The organism is Alcanivorax sediminis, assembly GCF_009601165.1.
In the GTDB taxonomy this organism is placed as follows: Bacteria; Pseudomonadota; Gammaproteobacteria; order Pseudomonadales; family Alcanivoracaceae; genus Alcanivorax; species Alcanivorax sediminis.
Genome location: NZ_WIRE01000001.1, coordinates 1,968,123 through 1,992,075, shown reverse-complemented (window position 1 = coordinate 1,992,075; position 23,953 = coordinate 1,968,123). Strand labels below are relative to the sequence as shown.

Annotated in this window: 23 protein-coding genes and 1 tRNA gene; 7 read left to right on the top strand and 17 right to left on the bottom strand. The window is 56.7% G+C overall.

The window, feature by feature from the left end; genetic code table 11:
- Positions 1-59: 59 nt before the first annotated feature.
- The 5 genes from GFN93_RS09125 (at position 60) to GFN93_RS09105 (ending at position 3,875) form a co-directional block, all read left to right on the top strand.
- Positions 60-749 (top strand): hypothetical protein, encoded by a 690-nt coding sequence (locus GFN93_RS09125; RefSeq protein ID WP_153500735.1) that lies wholly within the window; start codon positions 60-62, stop codon positions 747-749.
- 207 nt (positions 750-956) lie between these two features.
- The gene (locus tag GFN93_RS09120) at positions 957-1,505 is read left to right on the top strand and encodes a PadR family transcriptional regulator (protein WP_328594447.1); all 549 of its coding nucleotides are present in this window, start codon (positions 957-959) and stop codon (positions 1,503-1,505) included.
- On the top strand, positions 1,502-2,314 hold the full coding sequence (locus GFN93_RS09115) for a DUF1853 family protein (protein WP_153500731.1): 813 nt from the start codon (positions 1,502-1,504) through the stop codon (positions 2,312-2,314). Before GFN93_RS09120 ends, GFN93_RS09115 begins: the two co-directional genes overlap by 4 nt.
- The gene (locus GFN93_RS09110) at positions 2,311-3,345 is read left to right on the top strand and encodes a DUF2804 domain-containing protein (protein WP_153500729.1); all 1,035 of its coding nucleotides are present in this window, start codon (positions 2,311-2,313) and stop codon (positions 3,343-3,345) included. Before GFN93_RS09115 ends, GFN93_RS09110 begins: the two co-directional genes overlap by 4 nt.
- On the top strand, positions 3,339-3,875 hold the full coding sequence (locus GFN93_RS09105; RefSeq protein ID WP_153500727.1) for a DUF4282 domain-containing protein: 537 nt from the start codon (positions 3,339-3,341) through the stop codon (positions 3,873-3,875). The genes GFN93_RS09110 and GFN93_RS09105 overlap by 7 nt, the downstream gene beginning before the upstream one ends.
- 96 nt (positions 3,876-3,971) lie before the next feature.
- Here the strand turns inward: GFN93_RS09105 and GFN93_RS09100 are convergent, their stop codons facing one another.
- The 16 genes from GFN93_RS09100 to GFN93_RS09025 all read right to left on the bottom strand — a co-directional run bounded on the left by GFN93_RS09100 (position 3,972) and on the right by GFN93_RS09025 (position 20,297).
- The gene (locus GFN93_RS09100) at positions 3,972-6,122 is read right to left on the bottom strand and encodes an acetyl-CoA hydrolase/transferase C-terminal domain-containing protein (protein ID WP_328594446.1); all 2,151 of its coding nucleotides are present in this window, start codon (positions 6,120-6,122) and stop codon (positions 3,972-3,974) included.
- Positions 6,123-6,138: 16 nt separating this feature from the next.
- Positions 6,139-6,468: a DMT family transporter gene (locus tag GFN93_RS09095; protein WP_153500725.1), complete on the bottom strand. Its 330-nt coding sequence runs from the start codon at positions 6,466-6,468 to the stop codon at positions 6,139-6,141.
- Between the two features lie 19 nt (positions 6,469-6,487).
- The gene (locus GFN93_RS09090; protein WP_153500723.1) at positions 6,488-7,513 is read right to left on the bottom strand and encodes a CobW family GTP-binding protein; all 1,026 of its coding nucleotides are present in this window, start codon (positions 7,511-7,513) and stop codon (positions 6,488-6,490) included.
- Between the two features lie 2 nt (positions 7,514-7,515).
- Entirely contained in the window at positions 7,516-8,550 is a 1,035-nt protein-coding gene (gene pyrC, locus GFN93_RS09085; protein WP_153500721.1) for a dihydroorotase, read from the bottom strand.
- A 180-nt stretch (positions 8,551-8,730) separates the two neighbouring features.
- Positions 8,731-10,029 (bottom strand): sodium ion-translocating decarboxylase subunit beta, encoded by a 1,299-nt coding sequence (locus GFN93_RS09080; RefSeq protein ID WP_153500719.1) that lies wholly within the window; start codon positions 10,027-10,029, stop codon positions 8,731-8,733.
- Complete coding sequence (oadA, locus tag GFN93_RS09075) at positions 10,022-11,812, bottom strand: sodium-extruding oxaloacetate decarboxylase subunit alpha (protein WP_153500717.1); 1,791 nt, start codon at positions 11,810-11,812, stop codon at positions 10,022-10,024. The genes GFN93_RS09080 and oadA overlap by 8 nt, the downstream gene beginning before the upstream one ends.
- Before the next feature lie 13 nt (positions 11,813-11,825).
- Positions 11,826-12,080, bottom strand: a complete 255-nt coding sequence (locus GFN93_RS09070) for an OadG family transporter subunit (protein ID WP_153500715.1) — start codon at positions 12,078-12,080, stop codon at positions 11,826-11,828.
- Positions 12,081-12,473: 393 nt separating this feature from the next.
- Positions 12,474-12,550, bottom strand: a tRNA-Arg gene (locus tag GFN93_RS09065).
- A gap of 94 nt (positions 12,551-12,644) precedes the next feature.
- A complete protein-coding gene (gene bfr / locus GFN93_RS09060; RefSeq protein WP_153500713.1) occupies positions 12,645-13,124 on the bottom strand; it encodes a bacterioferritin in 480 nt (159 codons plus the stop codon).
- 130 nt (positions 13,125-13,254) lie between these two features.
- The gene (locus tag GFN93_RS09055) at positions 13,255-13,488 is read right to left on the bottom strand and encodes a bacterioferritin-associated ferredoxin (protein WP_153500712.1); all 234 of its coding nucleotides are present in this window, start codon (positions 13,486-13,488) and stop codon (positions 13,255-13,257) included.
- Positions 13,489-13,760: 272 nt separating this feature from the next.
- Entirely contained in the window at positions 13,761-14,510 is a 750-nt protein-coding gene (locus GFN93_RS09050) for a hypothetical protein (protein WP_153500710.1), read from the bottom strand.
- Between the two features lie 889 nt (positions 14,511-15,399).
- The gene (adk, locus tag GFN93_RS09045; RefSeq protein WP_153500708.1) at positions 15,400-16,056 is read right to left on the bottom strand and encodes an adenylate kinase; all 657 of its coding nucleotides are present in this window, start codon (positions 16,054-16,056) and stop codon (positions 15,400-15,402) included.
- Positions 16,057-16,319: 263 nt separating this feature from the next.
- Positions 16,320-17,345 carry a tetratricopeptide repeat protein gene (locus tag GFN93_RS09040; protein WP_153500706.1) on the bottom strand — a complete coding sequence of 342 codons (1,026 nt, stop codon included), beginning with the start codon at positions 17,343-17,345 and terminating at the stop codon, positions 16,320-16,322.
- A complete protein-coding gene (locus GFN93_RS09035; RefSeq protein WP_235901769.1) occupies positions 17,342-17,785 on the bottom strand; it encodes a cytochrome c-type biogenesis protein in 444 nt (147 codons plus the stop codon). The genes GFN93_RS09040 and GFN93_RS09035 overlap by 4 nt, the downstream gene beginning before the upstream one ends.
- The gene (locus GFN93_RS09030) at positions 17,782-18,339 is read right to left on the bottom strand and encodes a DsbE family thiol:disulfide interchange protein (RefSeq protein WP_328594443.1); all 558 of its coding nucleotides are present in this window, start codon (positions 18,337-18,339) and stop codon (positions 17,782-17,784) included. Before GFN93_RS09030 ends, GFN93_RS09035 begins: the two co-directional genes overlap by 4 nt.
- Positions 18,336-20,297 carry a heme lyase CcmF/NrfE family subunit gene (locus GFN93_RS09025; protein ID WP_328594441.1) on the bottom strand — a complete coding sequence of 654 codons (1,962 nt, stop codon included), beginning with the start codon at positions 20,295-20,297 and terminating at the stop codon, positions 18,336-18,338. The genes GFN93_RS09030 and GFN93_RS09025 overlap by 4 nt, the downstream gene beginning before the upstream one ends.
- Before the next feature lie 485 nt (positions 20,298-20,782).
- Here GFN93_RS09025 and fabA point away from each other — a divergent pair, with 485 nt between their 5' ends.
- Both fabA and fabB read left to right on the top strand, forming a co-directional pair.
- Positions 20,783-21,310, top strand: a complete 528-nt coding sequence (fabA, locus tag GFN93_RS09020; protein WP_153500704.1) for a 3-hydroxyacyl-[acyl-carrier-protein] dehydratase FabA — start codon at positions 20,783-20,785, stop codon at positions 21,308-21,310.
- 10 nt (positions 21,311-21,320) lie between these two features.
- Positions 21,321-22,535, top strand: coding sequence for a beta-ketoacyl-ACP synthase I (gene fabB, locus GFN93_RS09015; protein WP_153500702.1), 1,215 nt, complete (start codon positions 21,321-21,323; stop codon positions 22,533-22,535).
- Positions 22,536-22,637: 102 nt separating this feature from the next.
- On the opposite strand, the gene GFN93_RS09010 is transcribed toward fabB, so the two are convergent.
- Positions 22,638-23,684, bottom strand: a complete 1,047-nt coding sequence (locus tag GFN93_RS09010) for a porin (RefSeq protein ID WP_153500700.1) — start codon at positions 23,682-23,684, stop codon at positions 22,638-22,640.
- Positions 23,685-23,953 lie beyond the last annotated feature (269 nt).

The window sequence follows — 23,953 nt, the reverse complement described above, 5'->3', positions numbered from 1 at the left end:
CATTGGGTCTGCGAAAACCCATGCGTATCATCCTTTCTTCCAGTCTGAGGAGAAGAATAATGACAATACCCCACGTGGCTTTCCTGTCCAGCGAGGCGCTGCATAGCAAAACGGATGGTTTTATTACCCGCATGCAAGGGGGCGCCAGCCAGCCGGAGCCAAAGGAAATTGAGGCCATCATGAGCATTTTCATTGATGAAGCCCTGCAGGCATTCATGGTGCGGGCAGCAGAGGCTGCGGGTTTATCCTCCAGCATGTTTCGCGTGGTCAACATGACCTGCCAGACCATCAACAAGACGTCGGCTCTGGTGATCGGCCGAAGCGCGAAAAAGATGGATCTGGAACAGAACAAGGCCTCCGCCATTTACATGGATGCGGTGCGACAACCCGGCACCCGCGGCGAAGGCTGGTATGTGGCCTTCCCTGTCAGCGAGAGCCTGGCAATAAAAGGCAACAACCTTCCCGACCTGTGCGCCAATGGCACCTTTGATGAGGCTCGGCGGGAGCTGGAAGAGTACCTGCTGGAAGTGACCAATGAGGCCATTCACTGGTATTTCGAGAAACCCATGGCCCTGCTGGGCTTTGGTCCGGTACTGCGCAAGCTGGCCAGCGTCGGCGTGGAGACCACTCGCAAGGCATCCCGCAGCCTGATCCACAACCTGGTGCCCAAGCTGGACAAAGATCAACTCACCGCGTCCTCACAATACCAGGCCAGTATGCTGATGGCATTTGAGGACCGGCACGGGTGACACTTAGTCAACGGAGGTTGCTCAACTACCCCGCCGACTCACACAGTGCACGTCTTTTAATAACAAATACTTACACAAGACAACTACTGAAGGGCAACTTCACCAAGTTTTTACAAATCTACTTATTCAACGGATTGCGCAGCAATAACACGGCTCTCTACTATCAATATGGTACTAGCCATATTTAATCAGGACGAGGAGTCAGCCGTGTCTTTGCGCCATGCCATACTTGTATTGCTACAAGATCAAGAAGCCAGCGGTTATGACCTCGCTCGCGAATTCGCTAACAGTATCGGGCTGGTCTGGAATGCGACCCACCAGCAGATTTATCTGGAGCTCGGTAAGCTGAATGAGCAGGACATGGTCAAGTACCGCCACATTCCCCAGGACGGCAAACCTGACAAGAAGCTTTACCGGATTACCGACACCGGTCGCGATGAGCTGATTCGCTGGCTCCGAAAGCCTGCGGCTCCGCCGCGGATTCGGGATTCCTTCATGGTAAAGATTGCGGGCGGAGCCCTCAGCGAGCCCTCCGCCGTGCTTCGGGAGCTGGAAGACCAGGCCGACCTGCGCCGGGAACGACTGAGTACCTTTGAAGCGCTGGCCAAGGCACTGGCCGAGCGGAACACCGAAAAGGACATGTACACCTACCTCACCCTGCGCCGTGGCATTCTCGATCAGCAAGCCTGGCTGAGCTGGGCTGAAGAAGTGCGTGCCGAACTGCACAAACGGGAAGATCTGCCCACCTCTGCATGATCAACACTCCCGTGTCCGGGGCTCTGGTTCAGCAACTTGCCTGGCTGATCCAGGCCCCGCCTCTACTCTCATGCTCCCCGTTCGAAGATGCGGGCAAGCTGCTCAAACGCGAGTGGCACCGCGATCCCACCCTCATTCACCGTGCAGCAGATTGGCTACAGGATACGGTGTCTCCACAACGCCTGGGCATTACCTTCGAGCAATGGGTGGCCGCGCTGGTATCGGCCAGTAATGGACTTGAACTGGTAGACCGCAACCTGGCCGTGCGTGACGGCCAGACCACTCTCGGTGAACTGGACATGCTGGTGCGGGACAGGGGCAGTGGCAAGCTGTGGCATTGGGAGCTGGCCTTGAAGTTCTATCTGGGCACAGCGGACAACTGGTACGGCCCTAACAGCCACGACACTCTCTCACGCAAATCCCAGCATCTGTTCGAGCATCAAATCCTGCGTAGCACCCTGCCCCAATGTCGCGAGATGCTCGCCAACCGTGGCTTACAAGTAGATGGCCGCGCCCTGTTAACGAGGGGGCGCCTGTTTTATCGCAATGGCCACCCGGACTATCCGCCACGCCATCCGCAACATGAACGGGGCTGGTGGCTACCCACCCATAGTCTGCCGTTGCAGCGCTGGCAGGTTGTTGATAAGAAAAACTGGCCGCTGCCGTCAATGTCGGACAAAAGTACCACTTTTATTGATACCCCCGAACTCATTGACTATGTTGAGACGCAGTCACGCCCACTCATGGTCATCTCTTCATTGCGCCCTGAGCCGGGCTTTATCGTTCCTGTCAGTTGGCCTAACGCATGAATTTTCAACCTCAACCCTCTTCCCTGGTTGATGATCGGGGGCAGGTCGCCTTGGGAGTTTTTCCCGCCACTGTATCGCAAATCAATGGCCGTGATGCAGATTACCGCACCCCCATGGGCAGTCGCGCCAGCGCCTTCGCACGACACTTCCACTACAAGCAGTTCCAGTATTTCGGCATCATCAGTGATGACTTGCTGGCCGGTTGCGCTCTGGCCCATACCGCCTGGCTGGGCATTGCCTTTTTCTACACCTTTGAGCCACGCACCGGCACCCTCAAGGAATATACCTGGCGCTCACCTCTGGGCCGGGACCTTCATATGTCCGACTCGCCACGCAATGGCGTGAGTTATTTCCGCCAGAAGGGCGTGGATATCGAGCTGGGCTACCGTGAAGACAACCAGGCTCTGACCAAGACCTTCTCCATCACCCTGAAAGGCCTCCAGCTACAGGCCACCATGGAAGAAGGCAGCAGCTATCAGCCCATGTCCTTGTGCACCCGCACAGGGATTAATGGCTGGGTCTACGCCAACAAGGTGGCAGGCAAGGGGGTCACCGGCACCCTGACCCGCGACGGCGAAACTCTGGACCTTCAGGCATTGAACGCCAGTGGTCACCATGACTTTTCTGCCGGTTACATGCGCCGGGAAACCTTCTGGAACTGGGCATGTCTGTCCACCCATGCCGATGGCAGGCACATCGGGCTCAATCTTTCCTGCGGGGTCAATGAGACGACCTTTTCAGAGAACTGCTTGTGGGTGGATGATGTCATGATCCCCACCGGAGGGGTCATGTTCGACTATAACCGTGATGACCTCATGCAGCCCTGGCGTATTCGCAGTCTCTGTGGTCGCGTGGATATGACCTTTACACCCAGCGGCAATCATCGTGAACGACTCAACCTGGGCCTGTTCGCCAGCAACTTCAACCAACTTTTCGGCCGCTTTGATGGCAGTCTTCATCTTGATGATGGCACCACTGTCGCTATTAAAGCCCGCTATGGTTTTGTCGAGGAGCAGTACGCGAAATGGTAGATAACAAGGATCAGGAAAGCGGAGAAGTACCACAGGAAAAATTCAACGACAAACTACGTCGCGGCTTTTTTTGGGTGGTGCAGTACTGGCGTGAGCTGTTCAACTTCCGCTTCGACAAGTACATGATCATCCAGGTACTGCCCGGGGTTTACGGTATCGCGCTGGTGGCTATCGGCATGGGCCTGCTTTACCTGTGCGTTGAAGCCTTCATGGCCTCCACCTGGCGGGGGCTGCTCTATTTCTTTGTCGCCGCGCCAATCACGTTTCTGGTGCTGGCATCCATCCTGCGCGCTCTGCTCGAATTCTACATGGTGGTGTTCAAGATATCGGAACATGTGGATGAACTGGTAGGGCTTCGCGACACTGTCGATCGGCTCTCCGGGATCGGCGACACCGTGGATGAGATGGTATCAATCACTCGCCGGATTCCATTCTGGCGGGTACTGTCTGGCCGTCCCAGCGACCTGGGTGCCGGAAAATCTTCGCGCAGGGATGAGATTAACAAGGAAAAGAAAGACAAGCCGGAGTAATCATGAATCACGGTTGCCTGGCCGGACTCTTCCTCCCAGGCAACCCCACTTCCTCAGCAACGCCTCATCTCTCCCAACCGACAAGGCGCTTCGCTGCTAGCATGCAGCTTCCAACGCGGTGAGCAGCAAGCGGTGATAAAGATGCTCCTTCACCCCGTCCGGGTCTTTCAACCCCATGCGGGCCAATTCCTCAGCAAACTCAGCTTCACTGCCTTCATGGAACAACGCCTTGCTGCCTAGTTCCACATATTCCTTGTGACCGACTTTTTCCTTCAGCCAGGTAAGTGCTTTTAGCACTCGCTGCTCTGTCTCGGTAAAGTCTGTTCCCAACGGGAACAGCGGGAAACTCGCATCGCCACAGCGCGCAGCAATTTCATGAAGATGCTCGGGGTTATTGCGCCGGTGCGCTTCGGGAATCTGGTAATCCTTGCGCAACTTGCCCGCTGCCCGTGCCTCCGCCATGAGATCTACCTGGAAGCGGCTGTCCGATACATTGAGCATGGCCATGACCACTTCTTCGTCAGTTTTTCCGCGCAGATCGGCCACCCCATACTCCGTCACCACCACATCCCGCAGGTGACGGGGAATGGTGTTATGGCCATAGCCGAACACCACATTGCTCATCGCTTCGCTGGCGCGCTCACGCCAAGCCCTCACCATCAGGATGGACCGGGCGCCTTCAAGCTCGTGAGCCTGGCTGACAAAGTTGTACTGTCCGCCCACACCGCTAAGCACTCGCCCGTCGTCAACCTGATCTGCCACACCGGCACCCAGCAAGGTCACGGTGAAAGCCGTATTCACAAAACGGGCATCCTGACGCTGCAGGCGTTTCAGCCCCTCGTCACCGTATAAGTGATTCACATAGCTGATGCGGGTCATATTGATGGCCGCACGCTGTTCGTCATCCAGCTCACGCAAGCGCCGATAGAACGCTTCCGGACCGAGAAAGAAACCGCCATGCATGACGATACCGCCTCGCAGGCGATCACCGAATACCGCTTTCAGTGCTTCCCGGGTGGCGCGGTCATCCAGATCATTGGCAACGCGCACGCCGTTGGGCAGTTCCAGCTGATCACCCTGCTTGCTCACCGCCTCGCGGAAAATGCCAAAGCGCTTGAGCGTGCGCAGCTGAGCCCTATCCAGGCGACGACTGATGGCAGACTGCTCACGCAGGGCATCCAGCAAGGCCAGCCCAGGCTGGGTGGGCTCATGCATTTCCAGCTGCTGCAGTGCCTCCCAGTCATACACCGGACGCCGAATGATACGGTCGTGTACCAGCTGGAGCAGGCCATGGGTCACCATTTCACTGCAACCGTAGAGACCTTCCCTGAAGACTCCGGTGCCCCCTTCAGCTGCAATTATCTGTTGCTGACTCTCTGCCAGTCCCCAGGCCTGCAAGGGGCGCAGATATCGCTCGTTATCCTGATCACGCAGTCGCAGATGGTGTACAAGGGCATCACCCAACGCACCGATACCAATCTGCAAGGTGCCACCATCACGAATCAGGGTACTGGCATGCAACCCGACGAAATGATCCTGCACGTTGACCGGCATATTCGGGGTACTGAAAAGGCGGGTGTGACCCTCTGGGTCATCCACCAGCAAATCCATGTGCGGTAGCCAGTCATCCACCCTTGCATCGTTTTCCATGAACGGCAGGTCTCGATGTATCTGCCCAACGGAAAGAATGGTCTCACCCGCTTCACGACGGGCCAGCAAAAGGGGCATCAAATCCAGCGTCACTTCTGGGTTACAGGCAAAGCTGTATTGGTCTGATCCATCCACAGACCTGTGCGCCAGCAACTGAGCCACCACATTGATCTTGCGCGCATTGAGATCACGGGCCACATGGGTGTAGTTACTGGAAATATAGTGCTGTTGGGCACTGTCACTACCGAGCATACTGCCCGGCTGAAAAAAGAATTCGTACACCCGGATATTCGCAGGCAGCGTACTTTTCTTTGCCGGCTTCAGATAAGCCAGCTCTTCGTAATCGGCAAACACCCGCTCGGCAAATGGACCAAGAAACCGCTTCTCCAGATCACTGCCAGCACCCGGGCGTCCCAGAGACAAGGCCGTGAAGATGTCCAGTGAAAGGCTGGAATCCTTCTCTACCCGGCGATAAAGCGCGTTCACGAAACGGTTGGGCTTCCCCAGCCCCAGCGGCATGGCCAGACGGATTTTTCCGCCGGTTTTTTCGATGACCACATCCACAGCACATTCAACACTTTCCATCCGTTCAGCCACGACTACTCCTTGTTATTCAGTGTGCAGAGGTTTTCGACACCAGGGTCACCAGCACCACGCCTATCACAATCAGCCCCATGCCGAGCACCGCAGGCAAGTCCGGCTTTTGATCAAACACCACCATGCCAGCCAGTGCAATCAACACAATACCCGTACCGGCCCACACCGCATAGGCAATGCCCATGGGGATCGTGCGCAAGGTCAAAGCCAGTGCATAAAATGCAATCAGATAACCCACAGCAGTGATCACCGAGGGCCACAGGCGGGTAAAACCCTGAGACGCATTGAGCGCCGAGGTAGCAATCACTTCTGCCAGAATGGCGATGGAAAGATAGAAATAACCCATCGGTGAACGGGTCCTGTTCTCAGTGAGTCGGGGCGCTGCGCAATTGCTCCAGCAATGACTCCCAGTGTGCCATCTGTTGGTGGGGAAAGTCAGCGTCATTGTGACGCACGATCAGCACCACCCGGGTACGGGTATCGTCATCCGGCCACTGGTTCATGGGCGTCAGTTCCGGCTCGGCGCCACCTACCCATTGCACCAGCAAGGGACCATCCAGCCCTTCCACCTTGAGCAGGCCTTTTACCCGCACCAGCGCATCGCCACACTGGCTGGCCAGCTGTTTCAGTGCAGCCTGCCAGTGGCCCCAGCTGAGCGGGTATTCCCAGATCACTGAGGCGCTGTAAAGCTGGTGGCGGGAAGGTGTGGTTGTGGTGCCCGGAACACTCACCATCGGCGACAGCAAAGCAGATGACGGCACCACCGAGTTCAGTCTGCCGGTGATTCGGCAGCGGCGCTCAAACTGACGATCCAGGACCTCTGCCGGGACAGGCGTCGGATAACATGCTGCCTCCGGGTTCAGCGCGGCCAGCTGCTGTTTGAACGCGGTCAGTTCCGAGGCCGCCACCTGGTCCGTACGTGACAGCAACAACAGGTCTGCCGCCTGAATCTGTTCAAGGCACTCCGGGTGACGCTGAATGGAGGCCGCCCCGGCGGCCACATCCACCACAGTCAGCACGGACTGACAGTAGAAGCGTTTCTTCAGCCAGGGGTCCTGTTCCAACGGCGCCAGCACACCGGACGGCTCCGCGGCGCCGGTAGTTTCCAGCACCACCATGGAAAATTCAGGAATGTCTCCATTCTTGCGTGCCATGAACAGGTTGCGCAGAGTGGACGACAGGGCGCCCTGCACCACACAGCACACGCAACCACCGGCCAGCAGCGTCACCGGCACACCGGCTTTACGCGTCAGATGCTGGTCAATGCCGATATCGCCCAGCTCATTGATCAGCACCGCCAGATCCTGACGCTGCTCAAGCCAGGCATTCAGCTGGGTGGTCTTGCCGCTGCCGAGAAAGCCGGTCAGCACCACTACCGGAAGACGGTTCATGCTCAGGCCAGCGACCAGGGCAGCTCTTGTCCTGCGTAGAATGGCACCATGGGCTCTCCGGCTGCATCGACCAGCTCCGGTACCGACCAGGGCTTGCGCACCAGGGTCACCGTCTCGGTATGACGCGGCAGGCGGTAGAAATCGGCACCGAAATGGCTGGCAAAGCCTTCCAGCTTGTCGAGGGCATTGTGCTGGTCGAGGAAGGTGGCGTACAACGGCAGCGCTGCCCGCGCAGAGTAACAGCCGGCGCAGCCGCAGGCGGCCTCCTTCTTGTTACGGGCATGGGGCGCAGAGTCTGTCCCCAGGAAGAAACGATGGTGCCCTTCCAGAACCGCCTGCTGAATCACCTCCTGGTGCTGGCGACGCTTGAGAATCGGCAGGCAGTAGTTGTGCGGGCGTACGCCACCCACCAACAGGTCATTGCGGTTCATCATCAGATGCTGCGGGGTCACCGTAGCCGCTGTCAGATCATTAACCTCCTGAACGAAGTGCACTGCTTCCGCCGTGGTCACATGCTCAAAGACAATCCGCAGCGCAGGAAACTGACGACGAATATCGCTCAGGTAACGGTCAATAAAGATTTTTTCACGGTCGAAAATATCCACGTCCGCATCGGTCACCTCACCATGCACCAGCAACGGCACATCATACTTTTCCATGGCTTCGTAAAGGTGAGTGATCTTGCCAGGATCCGTCACACCGCTATCGGAATTGGTGGTAGCACCGGCAGGGTACAGCTTGAATGCATGCACGAAATCACTCTGCGCTGCACGGACCACTTCTTCCACCGGCGTACTGTCGGTGAGATACAGCACCATCAGAGGCTCGAAGGTCACACCCGCAGGCACCTGCGCCAGAATGCGCTCACGATAGGCGGCCGCCTGACCAACCGTATTCACCGGCGGCGTCAGGTTCGGCATGACAATTGCCCGACCAAAGACATTGGCCGTTGCCGGCACGGTTTCAGCCAGCAGTTCACCATCACGAAAATGCAGGTGCAAATCGTCAGGGCGAGTAATAGTCAGGGTTTCGGTCATGGTATCACCTGTTTGCCGGTATCAATTCGGGGGCGAAGGGACGCCATTGTAGCGCAAATCAAGGTGCAAATCGGCAAGCACGAATTTCGCGGGCCCAGGGATAGAGCGGGGAGAAAAGAAAATGAAAGGCAACAAACAACGGCGGCGGTGGTGCCTGCGCGGCTGGCACCACCAGGAGGATTAACCGGCGAAGTTCAGCAACACCCCCGCTGCCACCGCAGAACCAATCACGCCCGCCACATTGGGGCCCATGGCATGCATCAACAGGAAGTTATGGGGATTGGACTCCAGCCCCACCTTGTTGGCCACCCGGGCGGCCATCGGCACGGCCGATACCCCGGCAGCGCCTATGATGGGGTTCACCGGATGCTGACTGACGCGGTTCAGCAACTTACCCATCAGCACTCCGGTGGCCGTACCGATCATGAACGCGGCCAGTCCCAGCGCGAGAATGCCCAGGGTTTCCACCACCAGAAATTTCTCCGCACTGAGCTTGGAGCCCACCGCCAGCCCCAGCATGATGGTCACCACGTTGATCAGCGCATTGCTGGTAGTGTCCACCAGGCGATTGACCACACCCGATTCTTTCATCAAATTGCCAAAACAGAACATGCCCAACAGCGGGGCCGCATCAGGCAATACCATCGCCACCAGAATCAGCAACAGGATCGGGAACAGGATCTTTTCCGCCTGACTCACCGGGCGTAGCTGCTCCATCTTGATGGTGCGCTCACTTTCACTGGTGAGGGCACGAATGATCGGTGGCTGAATGATCGGCACCAGCGCCATGTAGGAGTACGCCGCAACGGCAATGGCCCCCAGCAGCTCCGGCGCCAGCTTGGTCGTTACGTAGATGGAGGTCGGGCCGTCCGCCCCGCCGATAATGCCAATGGCTGCGGCATCCTGCAGGCTGAAGTCCAGCCCGACCCAGTTCAGCGCCAGCGCGCCCAGCAAGGCGGCAAAGATGCCAAACTGCGCTGCAGCCCCCAACAGCAACGTACGGGGGTTGGCCAGTAACGGGCCAAAGTCGGTCATGGCCCCCACACCCATAAAAATCAGAAGCGGGAAGATCCCCGTGGTCAGGCCTGCGGTGTAGATCAGGTAGAGAATGCCGTCACCATAGTTGGCCTTCACCGCCAGGTAATGCAGCTGATCATGAATAGCCGGACCGGCTGCCTCAGCCGCCTTGTACAGCGCTTGCCGCCCGGCGTCCGGATCCATGCCCAGCACCTGTGCCATGCTGGCCAGCAGGCCCTGGTCACCAAAGTGCAACGCCTGGCTGATGGCGGACTCCGCCAAACCCGCCATGGGGATATTCGCCAGGATGCCGCCAAAACCAATCGGTACCAGCAACAGTGGCTCAAACTTCTTGTGCACTGCCAGCCAGAGCAGCCCCAGACACACCAGTATCATGATCAGCTGGCCACCACTCATGTGATACAGGCCCGTGCTGGTCCACAGTGTTTCCAGCTTATCCATGGGATTGCTCCACCATCAGTAGAGACTGCCCTACGGTAACCGAGTCGCCCTCCTTGACCAGTACCTCGGTAACAATACCGGCTTCCGGGGTCGAGACATCGGTTTCCATTTTCATGGCTTCCAGCACCATGATCTTCTGGCCTTCGGCAATACGATCTCCGGGCTTTACCAACACCTTGAAAATATTGCCCGCCAATGGCGCCGACACCGGCATGCTGTTGGCAGGGTCGCCTACCACCGGCGCTGTCGGCGCGACTTCTGCAGCACCACTCAACGATTTGATGCCGGTAACATCCCCCCCATCGCTGACTTTGACCGTGTATTGCTTCCCTTCCACCTCAACGGTGTAAACGCCTTCACTGTTGGCCGCTGCCGCAGGCGCAGCCGTGCCTGTGGGGACCGGCTCGAAGGCAGACGCATCGCCACGCTTTTCCAGGAAACGCAGGCCGATTTGCGGAAACAGCGCATAAGTCAGCACATCATCGTCTCGTCGCTCACCTGCAGAAAGACTCAGCCCCTTTTCACGGGCCAACCCGGCCACCTCCTCACGCAGGCTGTCCATTTCATTATCGATCAGGTCAGCAGGACGGCTGGTGACTGGCTCATCGCCATCCAGGGCACGCGCCTGCAGTTCGCTGTTGAATGGCGCAGGGGCTGCACCGTATTCACCGCGCAATACGCCCTGGGTTTCCTTGCTGAGCACCTTGTAGCGCTCACCCGAGAGTACGTTCAGTACCGCCTGGGTGCCCACGATCTGGGACGTGGGGGTGACCAGGGGGATGTAACCCAGGTCCTTGCGCACTGCCGGGATTTCTTCCAGCACCTCATCAAAACGATCAGCAGCGCCCTGCTCTTTCAGCTGGCTCTCCATATTGGTGAGCATGCCGCCAGGCACCTGGGCCACCAGAATGCGCGCATCCACGCCGCGCAGGCTGCCCTCGAACTTCGCATACTTCTTGCGTACTTCCCGGAAATAGCCGGCGATATTGTTCAGCTTTTTCAAATCCAGGCCGGTATCTCTCTCGGTGCCTTCCAACATGGCCACGACGGACTCGGTGGGGCTGTGTCCATACGTCATCGACATCGAAGAAATAGCGGTATCCACGTTATCGATACCCGCCTCTGCCGCTTTCAATGCCGTTGCAGTGGAGAGACCGGTGGTGGCGTGGCACTGCATGTGAACCGGAATAGTCAGTGCCCCCTTGAGGCGGGTGACCAGTTCAAACGCATCGTTGGGGCGCAACAGGCCAGCCATGTCCTTGATCGCTACGGAGTGAGCGCCCATCTGCTCGATAATCTTGCCCTGCTCTACCCACATGTCCATGGTGTGGACCGGGCTAACCGTGTAAGCGATAGTGCCCTGGGCATGCTTGCCCTGCTTGACCACGGCGGCAATGGCACGTTCGATATTGCGCATGTCATTCATGGCATCGAACACCCGGAACACATCCACACCGTTTTCAGCTGCCCGCTCAACGAACGCGTCTACCACATCATCGGCATAATGGCGGTAGCCCAGCAGATTCTGGCCCCGTAACAACATCTGCTGTGGTGTATTTGGCATGGCCTTCTTCAGTTCGCGAATGCGCTCCCAGGGATCCTCTCCGAGATAGCGGATGCAGGCATCAAAGGTAGCGCCGCCCCAGGATTCCAGGGACCAAAAACCAATTTCATCCAGCGCAGCCGCAATCGGGAGCATGTCATCCAGACGCATGCGGGTGGCGAACAGGGATTGATGGGCATCGCGGAGCACCACATCGGTGATGCCAAGTTTCTGGGTCATGATGATTTCCGGATTATGACTGGGAAGACTGCCGATGCTGGCGCACGGCTTTCTCGATGGCCTTGATAACGGCAGCGGAAGGCACATCCGGTGCCGATCGCGTCTGTGATGCGCCAGGTACTGCTGCAGGCGTTGCGGGAGCCTGACCAAAGCGTTGCACCAACGCGGACATCAAGGTGGTAATCCCGACCAACACGACCAGGAAAACAAACACCACCCCCATACCAACCACCATGAGCTCAATGCCCTGGGACATTAGCGGATCCATGGAACACTCCTTAACGGTTCCGTTAGCGACGTTACTTGCCGCAGGCGTGAACGGGATAGCTGTCGCTTGAACACCTTACCTGTGACTGTAAGCGTCGAAGCGATTCACGTCAGTAATTTTGCGGAATGTAAGGGGGTTGTCGACAATTCGCAATGAGACAAGCGTAGTAGCCTGATGGGGATTTGGTGGTTTTGATCAATGCATTGAAGGTTCGCCCACCAGCGGTGCAAATATGACGCCCCATCACTACTCATCAGCGACACGACTCAAGTGCGTAGCGATAGGAAAACAGCGTCAAGCGGAGCAGCAGAAGACAGCCGACAGATTTGAAATTGGGAACAGGAGACGCAGAAACAGAAAAGGGCCTGCATTTCTGCAGGCCCTTCGTCTGTATGGCGCGCTGGGAGGGAGTCGAACCCCCGACCTTCTGGTTCGTAGCCAGATGCTCTATCCAGCTGAGCTACCAGCGCTTTTTCTTCTCGTTGCTGTATCGCCCCGAGAGGCTGCGCATTATTCCGAAACACCCTCGGCGAGTCAAGCGCATATCGCTCAAAAGTTCGGCAATCAGTCTTCTTCTGCCTTAATTTGTTTTTGCAGGTAATTTTCAATGCCCACCAGGTCGATCAGATTCAGCTGGGTTTCCAGCCAATCAATGTGCTCTTCCTCTGATTCAAGAATACGATTGAGCAGATCACGAGTGACATAGTCCTGGATGGACTCAGCGTAGGCGATCCCCTCACGCAGATCCGGAACGGCAATTTTCTCCAGTTTCAGATCACACTCGAGCATCTCTTTGGTGTTCTCACCAATCATGAGCTTACCCAGATCCTGCAGGTTCGGCATGCCTTCAAGAAACAGGATCCGGTCTACCAGCCAGTCCGCGTGCTTCATCTCGTCGATGGACTCGTGGTACTCCTTTTCATAGAGGGCGTGCAGACCCCAATCCTTGTACATTTTTGCGTGCAAAAAGTACTGATTGATGGCTACCAGCTCGTTGCCGAGTGCCCGGTTCAGGTACTCAATGGCCTTGGCGTCGCCTTTCATGAGGTTTCTCCATCCGTTGAAATAGGGAAGCTGATTGGCCCCTATTGTTCAGGATCGAGTTCGTTCATACAAGGTAAAACAGGGAGGAAAGCGCTTTCATTACAAGCGCTTATGAAAATGAGAACGATTTTTATGCAGGTTGGGGCCAGAATACCACTGGCTCGCACGCAGAAGAATGGGAGAAAGAGGTCGCCTGGTTTGCGCTACGGGCCTCACGCAATTCCTGACGGGCGTGGCGGGCACACTTTCCACACTGACTTCCAACCCCAAGTTCCCGACGAAGATCACGCAGGCTATCGCAGCCGTTTTCGACCGCTTCCCGTATCTGGTTGTCAGTAATGCCCTTGCAAATACAAACGTACATACGCCATCCCTCAATCTCTGGAGACGATGCTAACTCTAACGCGAATCATTATCAACAACTTTTACAGATGAAGGTTTCCCTCCCGCCCGCTGCGTCTGTCGCCACAGCCACACAAGCCCCACACAGTAAGCCGGCACCGTTTTCGGTCGTCCTGCGGCCGCTTTCGGCAAGTACGGACCTCACTCTGGGGCCTTGTTGGAACCCGCCCCGGAACATGAAAGCAAAAAAAAGCCCCGCTAAGCGGGGCTTTCTTCATGCCAGGTCCTGGATTATCAGGAAGCTGACTTGGCCTTGGCCGCTGGACGCTTCTTGCGGGCAGCTTTCTTGGCAGGCGCTTTGCGAACGGCAGCTTTCTTAGTGGCTGCTTTCTTCTTGGCCGGCGCTTTCTTGGTAGCCGCTTTTTTAGCAGCAGCCTTCTTGCGCTTCGGTGCAGCAGATTTCTTCTTCGCCGCACGCTTGGCTTTCGCAGCTTCACGCTTGGCGGCAGCCTTGGCTTTCGCTTCCGCTTTCTTCTGCTCGGCCTTCACTTTCTTGGCCAGCTTACGCTCGTGTTCACGCAGCTTGGTCTTCAGATTGCGCTCTGCTGTGCGCAGCTTCTTCACCTCACGGGCAACCACTTTTTTCGCAGCCTGGATTTCAGCACGGATCAGCTTGGCTTCCGCACGAATATCCTGAAGCTTCAGGCGAACAGTGTTCATTTTACCGCGTGCTGCGTCTACTGCACGTTTGGCTGCAGCAGTCGGCTTGGCTTTTGCCTTGTCACGCTTGGCTGCTGTATCAGCACGCAGTTTGGCAAGCTTGGCGTTTTCGCCATCAACTTTAGCGCGGTGTTTGTCTTGTTTGGTTTGAGCCTGTGCGACTTTCTTTTGAGCCTGCTCAACTACTTTCTGCTGCAGTTTTACACCGGCTTCAGCATTAGTCACAGACTTTGGCAGGGCCGGAGCCTTGGCCGCTGCGGTCTTTTTTGCTGCTGGTTTACGAGCCGCAGTTTTTTTTGCGGCGGCTTTTTTTGCTCGAGCCATGATAGATCTCCTAAGCTATAGCGTTGTCATCATTACTGCGACAAGAGAAAAATAGCATAAAAAAAATTCGGTTGGTACATTATTTAACCAATTCGAATTTCATTTTTCATTCCGTTAATTTTTTTCCTCCTTCTCCCAGACTTTTTTAGTTTTCTCTGTGGGGATTTCTTCCCTGGTGGCGCTATTAATATTCCGGCGCCCAGCAAGGAAGTCAGTCAGCAAGCGCATATTTATCCTTCTCCTTGTCGCCGGCACTGGCACTACCTCTGGAAAAAAACATCTGCCGATTTTAATGACCTTCAGAACCTGGGCAGTCTCTCTCCTCATGAGTTTTTCAGCCACTGGCCACAAAAGGTCACCCGGGATTTCCCTTAAAAATGAAATTTTCGGCCGCAAAATCGCTCTGCCAATTTTCTCCCCTCCCCGAGACAAGTGAAAAAATGAGTAGAAAAGTGACAGCGCAACCGTTTGCACTGATTGCACTTAAATGCACACAGCGGGAATGTTTTATATAAGAAATGAGCCCTGGAGGAGTCATTGAACAGGCGGAGACCTAAAACAAAACCCGGCTTGGCACTGACAGCCTGCCGCGCTTTTCCGTCGGGCTTCCAAGCTGATACCGGTCACTCTTCCTTTAATCTGCTCCACCCACAGTAACCGCCCCCAGTACACAAAGGGTGTTTGCACGGGAGCTATCGGGATTAATCACGGAGCTGGTACGCTGACGCCATGGCCTGGATTTCTTTGAAGCAGGAGCTTCTTTGGGCTGATTCGGAGGAGGATCTTAAACGAAAGGAATGGGTGACGAGGGGCATCGGGCCAAGACGGGTAAGGGCCCAATAAAAAAGGGAGGCCTCGGCCTCCCTTTTTTTGATCAGTCTGGCAGCCCTCAGCCTTTCAGGCCTGCCATCACCCGATCACGGATGTCATCCACGGATCCCACGCCTGCTACACGTACATATCTCGGCGCGTTGGCCTCACCCTTGTCGGCCAGGTTCTGGTAGAAGTCGACCAGAGGACGGGTTTGAGCCTGATAAACCTCAAGACGCTTGCGAACTGTCTCTTCCTGATCATCATCACGCTGCACCAGCTCTTCACCGGTTTCGTCGTCTTTGCCCGCTTCTTTCGGGGGGTTGTACTTCACGTGGTACACACGGCCAGAAGCAGGATGGACCCGACGGCCGCTGAGACGCTCAATGATTTCTTCATCGTCCACGTCAATTTCCACCACGTAATCGATGTCGACACCCTGCTCTACCAGAGCTTGAGCCTGGGGGATCGTGCGGGGGAAACCATCAAACAGGAAACCCGCAGCGCAATCGCTCTCGGTAATACGCTCTTTCACCAGACCCAAAATGATGTCGTCGGAGACGAGGCCACCGGCATCCATCACTTTTTTGGCTTCCAGACCCAGCGGTGTTCCTGCCTTTACCGCAGCACGCAGCATGTCACCGGTGGAAATCTGAGGAATACCAAACTGTTCCTTGATGAACTGCGCCTGGGTGCCCTTGCCCGCACCGGGGGCACCAAGCAGGATGACACGCATAGGATTCTCCATCTTTCTGTGATTCAGAAGAGGCAATGTTCTGCTCTGGTTTACCACGTCACGACAAGCTGGCTTACGCCAGATCCCCCGTCATTGCTGGGGTTGCGGACAAAACAAGCCGTCCTGCCAGTGTGATTATGGCAACAAAAACAGACCCCAAGGGCCTCCGAAGGGGTGCAACTTTACCTTGAGGCCCGTTTCTCCACAAGGGACACAGCGTGCGACCTAGGTCGCACGCTACCAATCTGGATGGATTGGCTCACTTATGGTGCAGATAGAACCAGCTCTGCAGGCACTTTCTGGGGCAGCTGCAGGGGCACGGCAGGGGCACTGATCATGGCCTGATCCACTGCAGCCCCCGGGGCCGGAGTGTAACGCGCCCCCATGACCAGGGGGGTCTCATTGGGCGGGTAGGCCTGCAGCCAGTTTTCCGCCGTCAGGGACACGGTGGCAGGGAAACTCGGAACCACCTGGCGGCGGGCCGCCAAAGGCTGCCCGGCACTGCCCTGCTCACGAATATAGACAAAAAGGGTTCCACCGGGAGGCAGGCCCTTTCCTTCTACCTGAGCAGTCAAACTCGCAAAGACCCCCTCACGTGCCTTTTGCTGACGGGAATTTTCCAGGCCCCGACGCAGCAAATCGCCTGTTTCACCGTCTCCATGACGCGCCAGCAGGGACTCCCAACCAGAAATTGCCAGATCATATTGCCCGGCCCGGTCTGCGGACATGGTCAGCATCATCCAGGCGCCATCATGATTCGGTTCACGATCCAGGACCCACTGAAGCTCTTCACGGGCAGCCTCATTCAGCTTCCCTCCGGTCTTTTCAATCAATGCCCGCGCCAGCAGCAAATGTGAGGTGGCGGAGTCCGGGTCAAGAGCCAGTGACTTCCGTGCAGCTTCTTCCGTCTGTGCCGGGGCGCCCAGCTGCGCATACAGACTTCCCAAAGCAAACCAGCCTGTAGCCGACGGCGTGCGTGACAGCTGTGACTGCAGCACCCGCGCCATGGCACCGGCAGGAATGTCCGCTGCCGCCATTTCCGGCGCCTTGCCGGCAACAATAAAGCGAGCGGCATCACCATATTTGTGCTGATGAACAAGCCAGTCACCGGTATGTTCGTTGCGCCCGACCAGGATGTACCCCGCGGCCGCAATAAGGATGACAATGAGTGGAATGCCGATCCCGCCGCTGACGGAACGACCCGCGCTGCGCGCTTCACGCCGCCACAACGCCCACAGGAAAAGCCCGAGCAAAAACAGAAATGCTGCGGCCAGCCACATCCACATCATGGTGACTCTCCCCGGTTGTGTTCGCCGTCGTCATTACTATCTTGCTGATCCGCCTGGGCACTGGCCTTGCGCAGCAAGCGCACAATCAGCACACCGCCACCCAACAGCATCAACAGGGGAATCAGCCACAGCACGGAAGTGCGAGCATTCACCGGCGGGCGATAGCTGACGAAATCGCCATAACGGGATACGAAATACCCTACGATTTCGTCATCGCTTTTACCTTCCACAATCATGCCGTGGACACGGTCGCGCATGTCACGGGCCAGATCCGCGTCGGAATCGGCAATGCTCTGGTTCTGGCATTTCGGACACCGCAGCTCTTCAGTCAGTCGATGAAAACGGTCTTCTTGCTGCGGGCTGTCAAACTGATACACATCAATGGCAGCCAAGGCCTGAAGAGGCAGCAGCGCAAAAAGGAATATTCGAAGCAAGATCATGCCCCGTCCTCCTTGCCAACATCAGACGTCCGGGAAGGCAGCAAGGGAAGAAACTTTTCCCGCCAGACCCGCTCGTTCAGCTCTCCGGCATGGCGCAGCACAATCTCTCCTTTCGGACTGATCAGAAAAGTCTCTGGCGCGCCATAGACACCCAGATCAAGCCCAAGCTGACCATCCTCATCGACAATGACATGGGTAAAGGGGTTACCCATATTGGCCAGGTATTCCCGGGCAGCCGGCAACTCATCCTTGTAATTGATCCCGGTGATTGGCACCCCCTGGGCGGCCAGGGTCAGCAGATAGGGATGCTCAACATGGCAGGTCGGGCACCAGGTCGCCCACACATTCAATAGCTGCCATCGCCCGGTCATGGACTGCTCGGTAAAGTTTTCCTCGGTCAACAAGGAGGGCAGCGTAAAGGCAGGCACCGGCTTGCCAACCAGTGCCGACGGCAGCTCCTGCGGATCACGACCCAGACCGCTGCCCAGCACCAGCGCCAACAGAACAAAGCCGGCCAGCGGCAGGAATACCCAGGGAGAATTGGCTTTCATCATGCGCCTCCGGTCTGCGTTGAAGCGAATTTCTGGCGGCGGTAACGTTTGTCAGACAGTGCCAGGGCGCCACCCAGCGCCATGATGAGCGCGCCCAACCAGATCCAGCGGATCCCGGGTTTGAAGTAAATGCGCACCGCCCAGGCGTTGCTCGCCTTCAAAGGCTCCCCCATGGCCACATAGAGGTCGCGCCAGAAGCCGGCATCAATTGCCGCCTCGGTCATGACCTGACGGCTGGCATGGTAGGTCCGTTTTTCTGGATTCATGCGCGCGACGAATTCATCTTTCCAGTAGACATCGAAGTGGCCGCGGGTGGAGTCAAAGTTAGGGCCGCGATATTCATCCATGCTGTCGAACACAAAGCGGTAATCACCCAGCTGTACTTCGTCACCCGGGCCCATGCGCACATCACGCTCCACCTCATGAAAACTGACCACGGTGATACCGGCCACCATGACTGCCAGCCCACAGTGGGCAATCACCATGCCCCAGTAGCTGCGAGCCAGCTTGCGCAAACCCGTCCCCAGGCCAACGCCGTAAGCTCTGGCTCGGCGCAATACATCATCACCATGGGCCAGGATCAGATAGACAGACAGCATGATCGCCAGCACGCCCTGCCAGGGGGAGGGCTCAGGAATGCGCGCTGCAAACCAGCCGGCAATGATGGCGGCGGGCAGCAGCAAACCAATCCGCTTCAGCAGGCTATTGCCCTCCTGACGCTTCCAGTTGCTGAACACTCCCGGAACCAGCAGCAGGATCAGGACAAAAGTCAGCGGCACAAAGAAACCATTGAAATAAGGGCTGCGAATGGAAATTTTCAGATCCATCCATTCAAAGAACAGCGGCGCAATAGTCCCCACCAGCACCACCGCCATGGCGGTGAGCAAAAGCAAATTATTGCCCAGCAGGAAGGCCTCGCGGGAGAGCGGCTTGAAACCACCGTCGCTGCGCAGCGCTGAAGCGCGAACCGCGAACAGGGTCAGCGCCCCACCAGCGACAACCACCAGGAAACCCAGAATAAAGGCACCGCGAGTCGGATCGTTGGCAAAGGCATGGACCGACGTCAACACTCCGGAGCGCACAAGGAAGGTACCCAGCAGACTCATGGAAAAAGTAATGATGGCCAACAGAACAGTCCAGGCCCGGAACAGATTGCGCTTTTCACTGACGGCCAGGGAATGAATCAGGGCGGTGCCCGCCAGCCATGGCATCAGTGACGCATTTTCCACCGGGTCCCAGAACCACCAACCACCCCAGCCCAGTTCGTAGTAGGCCCACCATGATCCCAACGCGATACCCACGGTAAGAAAACACCAGGCTACGGTAGTCCAGGGGCGAGCCCAACGAGCCCAGGCGGGATCCAGGTTTCCTGTCAGCAACCCGGCGACAGCAAAGGCAAAAGCCACGGAAAAGCCCACATACCCCATATAAAGCATGGGCGGATGCACGATCAGCCCCGGGTCCTGCAGCAAAGGATTGAGGTCTGCGCCATCCAGCGGGAACCACGGCAGAGTGCGATCAAAAGGGTTAGAGGTCAGCAGCATGAAGAGCAGGAAGCCCACCGCAATCATACCCATCACCGCCAGTACCCGTGCCACCATCTCCTGGGGAACACTGCGGCTCAGCAAACCCACCATGGCAGCCCAGGACGCCAGCAACCAGCCCCACAGCAGCAATGAACCCTCATGGCCGCCCCAGATCGCCGAGATCCGATAGCCCAATGGCAACGCTGAGTTGCTATGGTTCGCCACATAACTGACGGTAAAGTCATTAATATAGAAACTGTAGCCCAATGCCACCATGCCAACCGTCATGGCCAGCCACTGCACCGAAGCCAGCGGACGGGCATACCATTGCCAGGCGGCGATGCCACGGGAGACGCCCACCAACGGGAAGACGGATAAACACAGGGCGGCTGCCAACGCCAGCCACAGGGACAGGTGCCCGATTTCTGCTGCCACGAAAGTTCCTCAGTCTGCTAGTTCATTGGGCGTCACGCCCAGCGGGGAGCGCCATGTACCGCGCGCATAGCATCTTTAGATGATCCAACAATTGCAAGTGTGAGCCCCTATTCATTGGGAATAGGCGGTCATTTGCTGCCTGCTGGCCATTTTCAGCACAAATTTGAGGGAAACCGTTTCCCGAAGGCGCCCTTGAGCTAAATCAAGGCTACGCACACCGGATCATGGATAAGGTGAAACCTGCTGAATTTGATGCCCAGAAAGTGCCCCATTGGTGTGACAACGGCCTTTTCCGTCCGTTCATCGGTCATTTTCGGTAAAGCAGCCCCTCCGACATATTTTGAGACGCTTGCTATTCGTATGCTCTCACTTGGCTTTGCTAGTATCTCCGTCACACTTAAGGCCTGTCATCAGGCTGACGGAAAAACGACACACATCATCCATATACTCGGAATGCGCTGCCCTGGCCTTCATGGAGTAAGAACTTGAGCACTACAACAGAAAAGAAAACTTCCTACGATCGTGACGATCTGCTGGCCTGCGCCCGTGGCGAATTGTTTGGCCCCGGTAACGCACGACTGCCTTTGCCCAACATGCTGATGATGGACCGCATTGTTCATATCAGCGATCAGGGCGGCAAGTATGGCAAAGGCGAAATCATTGCCGAACTCGATATCACCCCGGACCTGTGGTTCTTCCAGTGCCACTTTGAATCCGATCCGGTCATGCCTGGCTGTCTCGGCCTGGACGCGACCTGGCAGCTGCTTGGCTTCTTCCTTGGTCGTGAAGGCCACCCGGGCCGCGGCCGCGCCCTCGGCGTTGGCAACGTGAAATTCTCCGGGCAGATCCTGCCCACCGCCAAAAAAGTCACTTATCGCCTGGACGTGAAACGCGTCATCACCCGCAAACTGATTCTCGGCATCGCCGATGCCACCGTGGAAGTAGATGGCCGCGAAATCTATGCCGCAGACGGACTGCGGGTGGGCTTGTTCACCTCCACCGATGGATTTTAGGAGCTAAGACATGCGCCGTGTAGTCATTACAGGCATGGGTATCGTGTCCTGTCTGGGCAACGACACTGACACCGTTACCCAATCGCTGAAAGAAGGCCGTTCCGGCATTCGGTTCAATGAAACCTACAAGGAAATGGGCATGCGCAGCCAGGTGGCTGGTGTTCCCGAAATCAATCTTGAAGATTTCATCGACCGCAAGGCTCGTCGCTTCATGGGCGACTCCGCTGCCTATGCCTATGTCGCCATGCAGCAAGCCATCGCGGATGCAGGCCTAAGCGAAGAAGAAGTGAGCAACGAACGTACCGGCCTGATCGCCGGATCCGGTGGCCACTCTTCGATGAACCAGGTGGAAGCGGCAGATATTGCCCGTACTCGTGGCGTGAAGCGTGTTGGGCCCTACATGGTACCGCGCATCATGGCGTCCACCGTCTCCGCAGGCCTCGCCACTCCGTTCAAGATCAAGGGGGTGAATTACTCCATCACCTCCGCCTGTGCCACCAGCGCGCACTGTATAGGCAACGCGGTTGAGCAGATTCAGCTGGGCAAGCAGGATCGTGTGTTTGCCGGTGGCGGCGAAGAGGAGCACTGGGCGCTGACCTGCCTGTTCGATGCCATGGGCGCCCTGTCCACAAAGTATAATGACACACCGGAAAAAGCGTCCCGTGCCTATGACGCCGACCGTGATGGCTTTGTCATTGCCGGTGGCGGAGGCATGGTGGTGGTGGAAGAGCTGGAAACCGCCCTGGCTCGCGGCGCAAAAATCTACGCTGAAATTGTCGGCTATGGCGCCACCAGTGACGGCTACGACATGGTCGCGCCCAGCGGTGAAGGTGCCGCACGTTGCATGCGTCAAGCCATGGCAACCTTTGACGGCACGGTGGATTACATCAATGCCCATGGCACCAGCACCCCGGTAGGCGATGTAGCCGAACTGAAAGCGGTGCGTGAAGTCTTCGGCGACAACTGCCCGGATATTGGCTCCACCAAAAGCCTGACGGGTCACAGCCTGGGCGCCGCCGGCGTACAGGAAGCCATTTACTGCCTGTTGATGATGCAGAATGACTTCACCGCAGTAAGTGCCAACATCGAAACCCTGGATGAAAAGGCAGAAGGATTGCCGGTACTGGTCAAAGGCAAAGATGTTGGCCCGAAAGTGGTCATGAGCAACAGCTTCGGCTTTGGTGGCACCAACGCCAGCCTGCTGATGAAGAAGTGGGAAGGCTGAAAGAGCAGTTAATAGTGAATAATTAACCGTGATCAGCCAAACAAAAAGCCCGGCGTCTGCCGGGCTTTTTGCTTTTATGCATATATCGCTTAAAGCGTGGCGCTAGAATTTGTGCACCATACCGACCGAGAAAGCATTTCCTGATTCATCAAAATCATTCGCTGTGCCGTCAGGATCGAAGTCGGTATCAGAGGCAGACAACAGACCGTAAGCCGTAGTCTGGTCTCCCAGCTTGTAGTCCATGCCGAGTGTAACCACCTGGACATCCAGCTCCAGATCGCTGCTATCCAGCAGTCCGGCCTGGGCTTTCACGCCAAGACGATCATTCAAGCCGACCCGACCACTCACCAGGTAAGACATCAGGTCAGCTTCATCGCCACCAATCGGGTCAAAGGTCACCTGCTCAGCAATGACACCCAGCTGAACGGAATCAGTGGCCTGGACACCAAAGGTGCCTCGCAAGGCATCACGATCCCCCCCGAAGGTAGTACCCACGACAGCGATCTCGTCATAGCTGCTTTCATAGGCTAAAGCTGCATACAGGGCATCGTTATCCAAGGTCACAGAAACACCCCAGGTATCGGTGAGACCATCTTTCAGTTCATTATCCGGTGCAGTGCCGATTTCATCGCCTTCACCCGGTGCGATCTGTGCGCGAATGACCAGGCCTGACAGTTCGGGGCTTTCCCAGTTCAGGGTGTTGCTGTTGCGATTCTGGGTGAGGAAGACCACGTCCATATCCGCCACAGTTTCATTGAACTGATCAACCCAGCCCTCCGCATCCTTCACCACGCTGTCGAAGCGGCCAGCAAAGAATTTACCTGCCACCGTGCTCAAGCCCAGGAAGCTGTTACGGGTGCTGAAAGTGGAGGAGGAATCCCCATCCACATCGTAGCCCGCCTCATACTGATAGATAACGGAAAGGTTATCGAAATCCAGAGGCTCTTTACCACGGACGCCCAGCCGTGAACTGTTGCTGGAGACAAACCAGGCATCACTCAAATCATCTTCGGTGAATACTAGCGGCCCTTCCGGATAATCGCTGGTTTTATCCACACTCAGATTAATCTTGCCGTAAAAAGTCGGAGCTGCCAGTGCACTGACCGGAAGCGCGGCGCTGACAGCCAACGCAAGCAAATGCTTCTTCATTATTGTTTCTCCTGGAGTAAAAATCCTCGAACGCTCCAGCAATATATGACTATTTGGTGACAGCAACAAGAACTCGAAGGAATGGTTACAATTCAGGAAACACGGGATCTGGAGAGTGGCTAGGGGGTTGTTTTGCAGTTGGCGAGCCTGGCTTGGCAAAGCCCTGCAGCCGGCACACACAAGGTTAATCCTGTGGCAAAAAAAGGCCCCCATCCGGGGGCCTGAAATGTCGTCACAGCTTCAAACCGTGTAAGGGCTCTCCCGAGCTC

Bases quoted from the DNA above. Each gene is read 5' to 3' on its own strand.
- GFN93_RS09110 (WP_153500729.1), top strand. From the start codon at position 2,311: ATGAATTTTCAACCTCAACCCTCTTCCCTGGTTGATGATCGGGGGCAG.
- fabB (WP_153500702.1), top strand. From the start codon at position 21,321: ATGCGCCGTGTAGTCATTACAGGCATGGGTATCGTGTCCTGTCTGGGC.
- pyrC (WP_153500721.1), bottom strand. From the start codon at position 8,550: ATGACCGAAACCCTGACTATTACTCGCCCTGACGATTTGCACCTGCAT.
- GFN93_RS09070 (WP_153500715.1), bottom strand. From the start codon at position 12,080: ATGGATCCGCTAATGTCCCAGGGCATTGAGCTCATGGTGGTTGGTATG.
- GFN93_RS09090 (WP_153500723.1), bottom strand. From the start codon at position 7,513: ATGAACCGTCTTCCGGTAGTGGTGCTGACCGGCTTTCTCGGCAGCGGC.
- GFN93_RS09030 (WP_328594443.1), bottom strand. From the start codon at position 18,339: ATGATGAAAGCCAATTCTCCCTGGGTATTCCTGCCGCTGGCCGGCTTT.
- GFN93_RS09095 (WP_153500725.1), bottom strand. From the start codon at position 6,468: ATGGGTTATTTCTATCTTTCCATCGCCATTCTGGCAGAAGTGATTGCT.
- bfr (WP_153500713.1), bottom strand. From the start codon at position 13,124: ATGAAAGGCGACGCCAAGGCCATTGAGTACCTGAACCGGGCACTCGGC.
- GFN93_RS09050 (WP_153500710.1), bottom strand. From the start codon at position 14,510: ATGGCTCGAGCAAAAAAAGCCGCCGCAAAAAAAACTGCGGCTCGTAAA.
- GFN93_RS09080 (WP_153500719.1), bottom strand. From the start codon at position 10,029: ATGGATAAGCTGGAAACACTGTGGACCAGCACGGGCCTGTATCACATG.
- GFN93_RS09010 (WP_153500700.1), bottom strand. From the start codon at position 23,684: ATGAAGAAGCATTTGCTTGCGTTGGCTGTCAGCGCCGCGCTTCCGGTC.
- GFN93_RS09125 (WP_153500735.1), top strand. From the start codon at position 60: ATGACAATACCCCACGTGGCTTTCCTGTCCAGCGAGGCGCTGCATAGC.
- GFN93_RS09105 (WP_153500727.1), top strand. From the start codon at position 3,339: ATGGTAGATAACAAGGATCAGGAAAGCGGAGAAGTACCACAGGAAAAA.
- GFN93_RS09115 (WP_153500731.1), top strand. From the start codon at position 1,502: ATGATCAACACTCCCGTGTCCGGGGCTCTGGTTCAGCAACTTGCCTGG.
- adk (WP_153500708.1), bottom strand. From the start codon at position 16,056: ATGCGTGTCATCCTGCTTGGTGCCCCCGGTGCGGGCAAGGGCACCCAG.
- GFN93_RS09035 (WP_235901769.1), bottom strand. From the start codon at position 17,785: ATGATCTTGCTTCGAATATTCCTTTTTGCGCTGCTGCCTCTTCAGGCC.
- GFN93_RS09040 (WP_153500706.1), bottom strand. From the start codon at position 17,345: ATGATGTGGATGTGGCTGGCCGCAGCATTTCTGTTTTTGCTCGGGCTT.
- GFN93_RS09055 (WP_153500712.1), bottom strand. From the start codon at position 13,488: ATGTACGTTTGTATTTGCAAGGGCATTACTGACAACCAGATACGGGAA.
- oadA (WP_153500717.1), bottom strand. From the start codon at position 11,812: ATGACCCAGAAACTTGGCATCACCGATGTGGTGCTCCGCGATGCCCAT.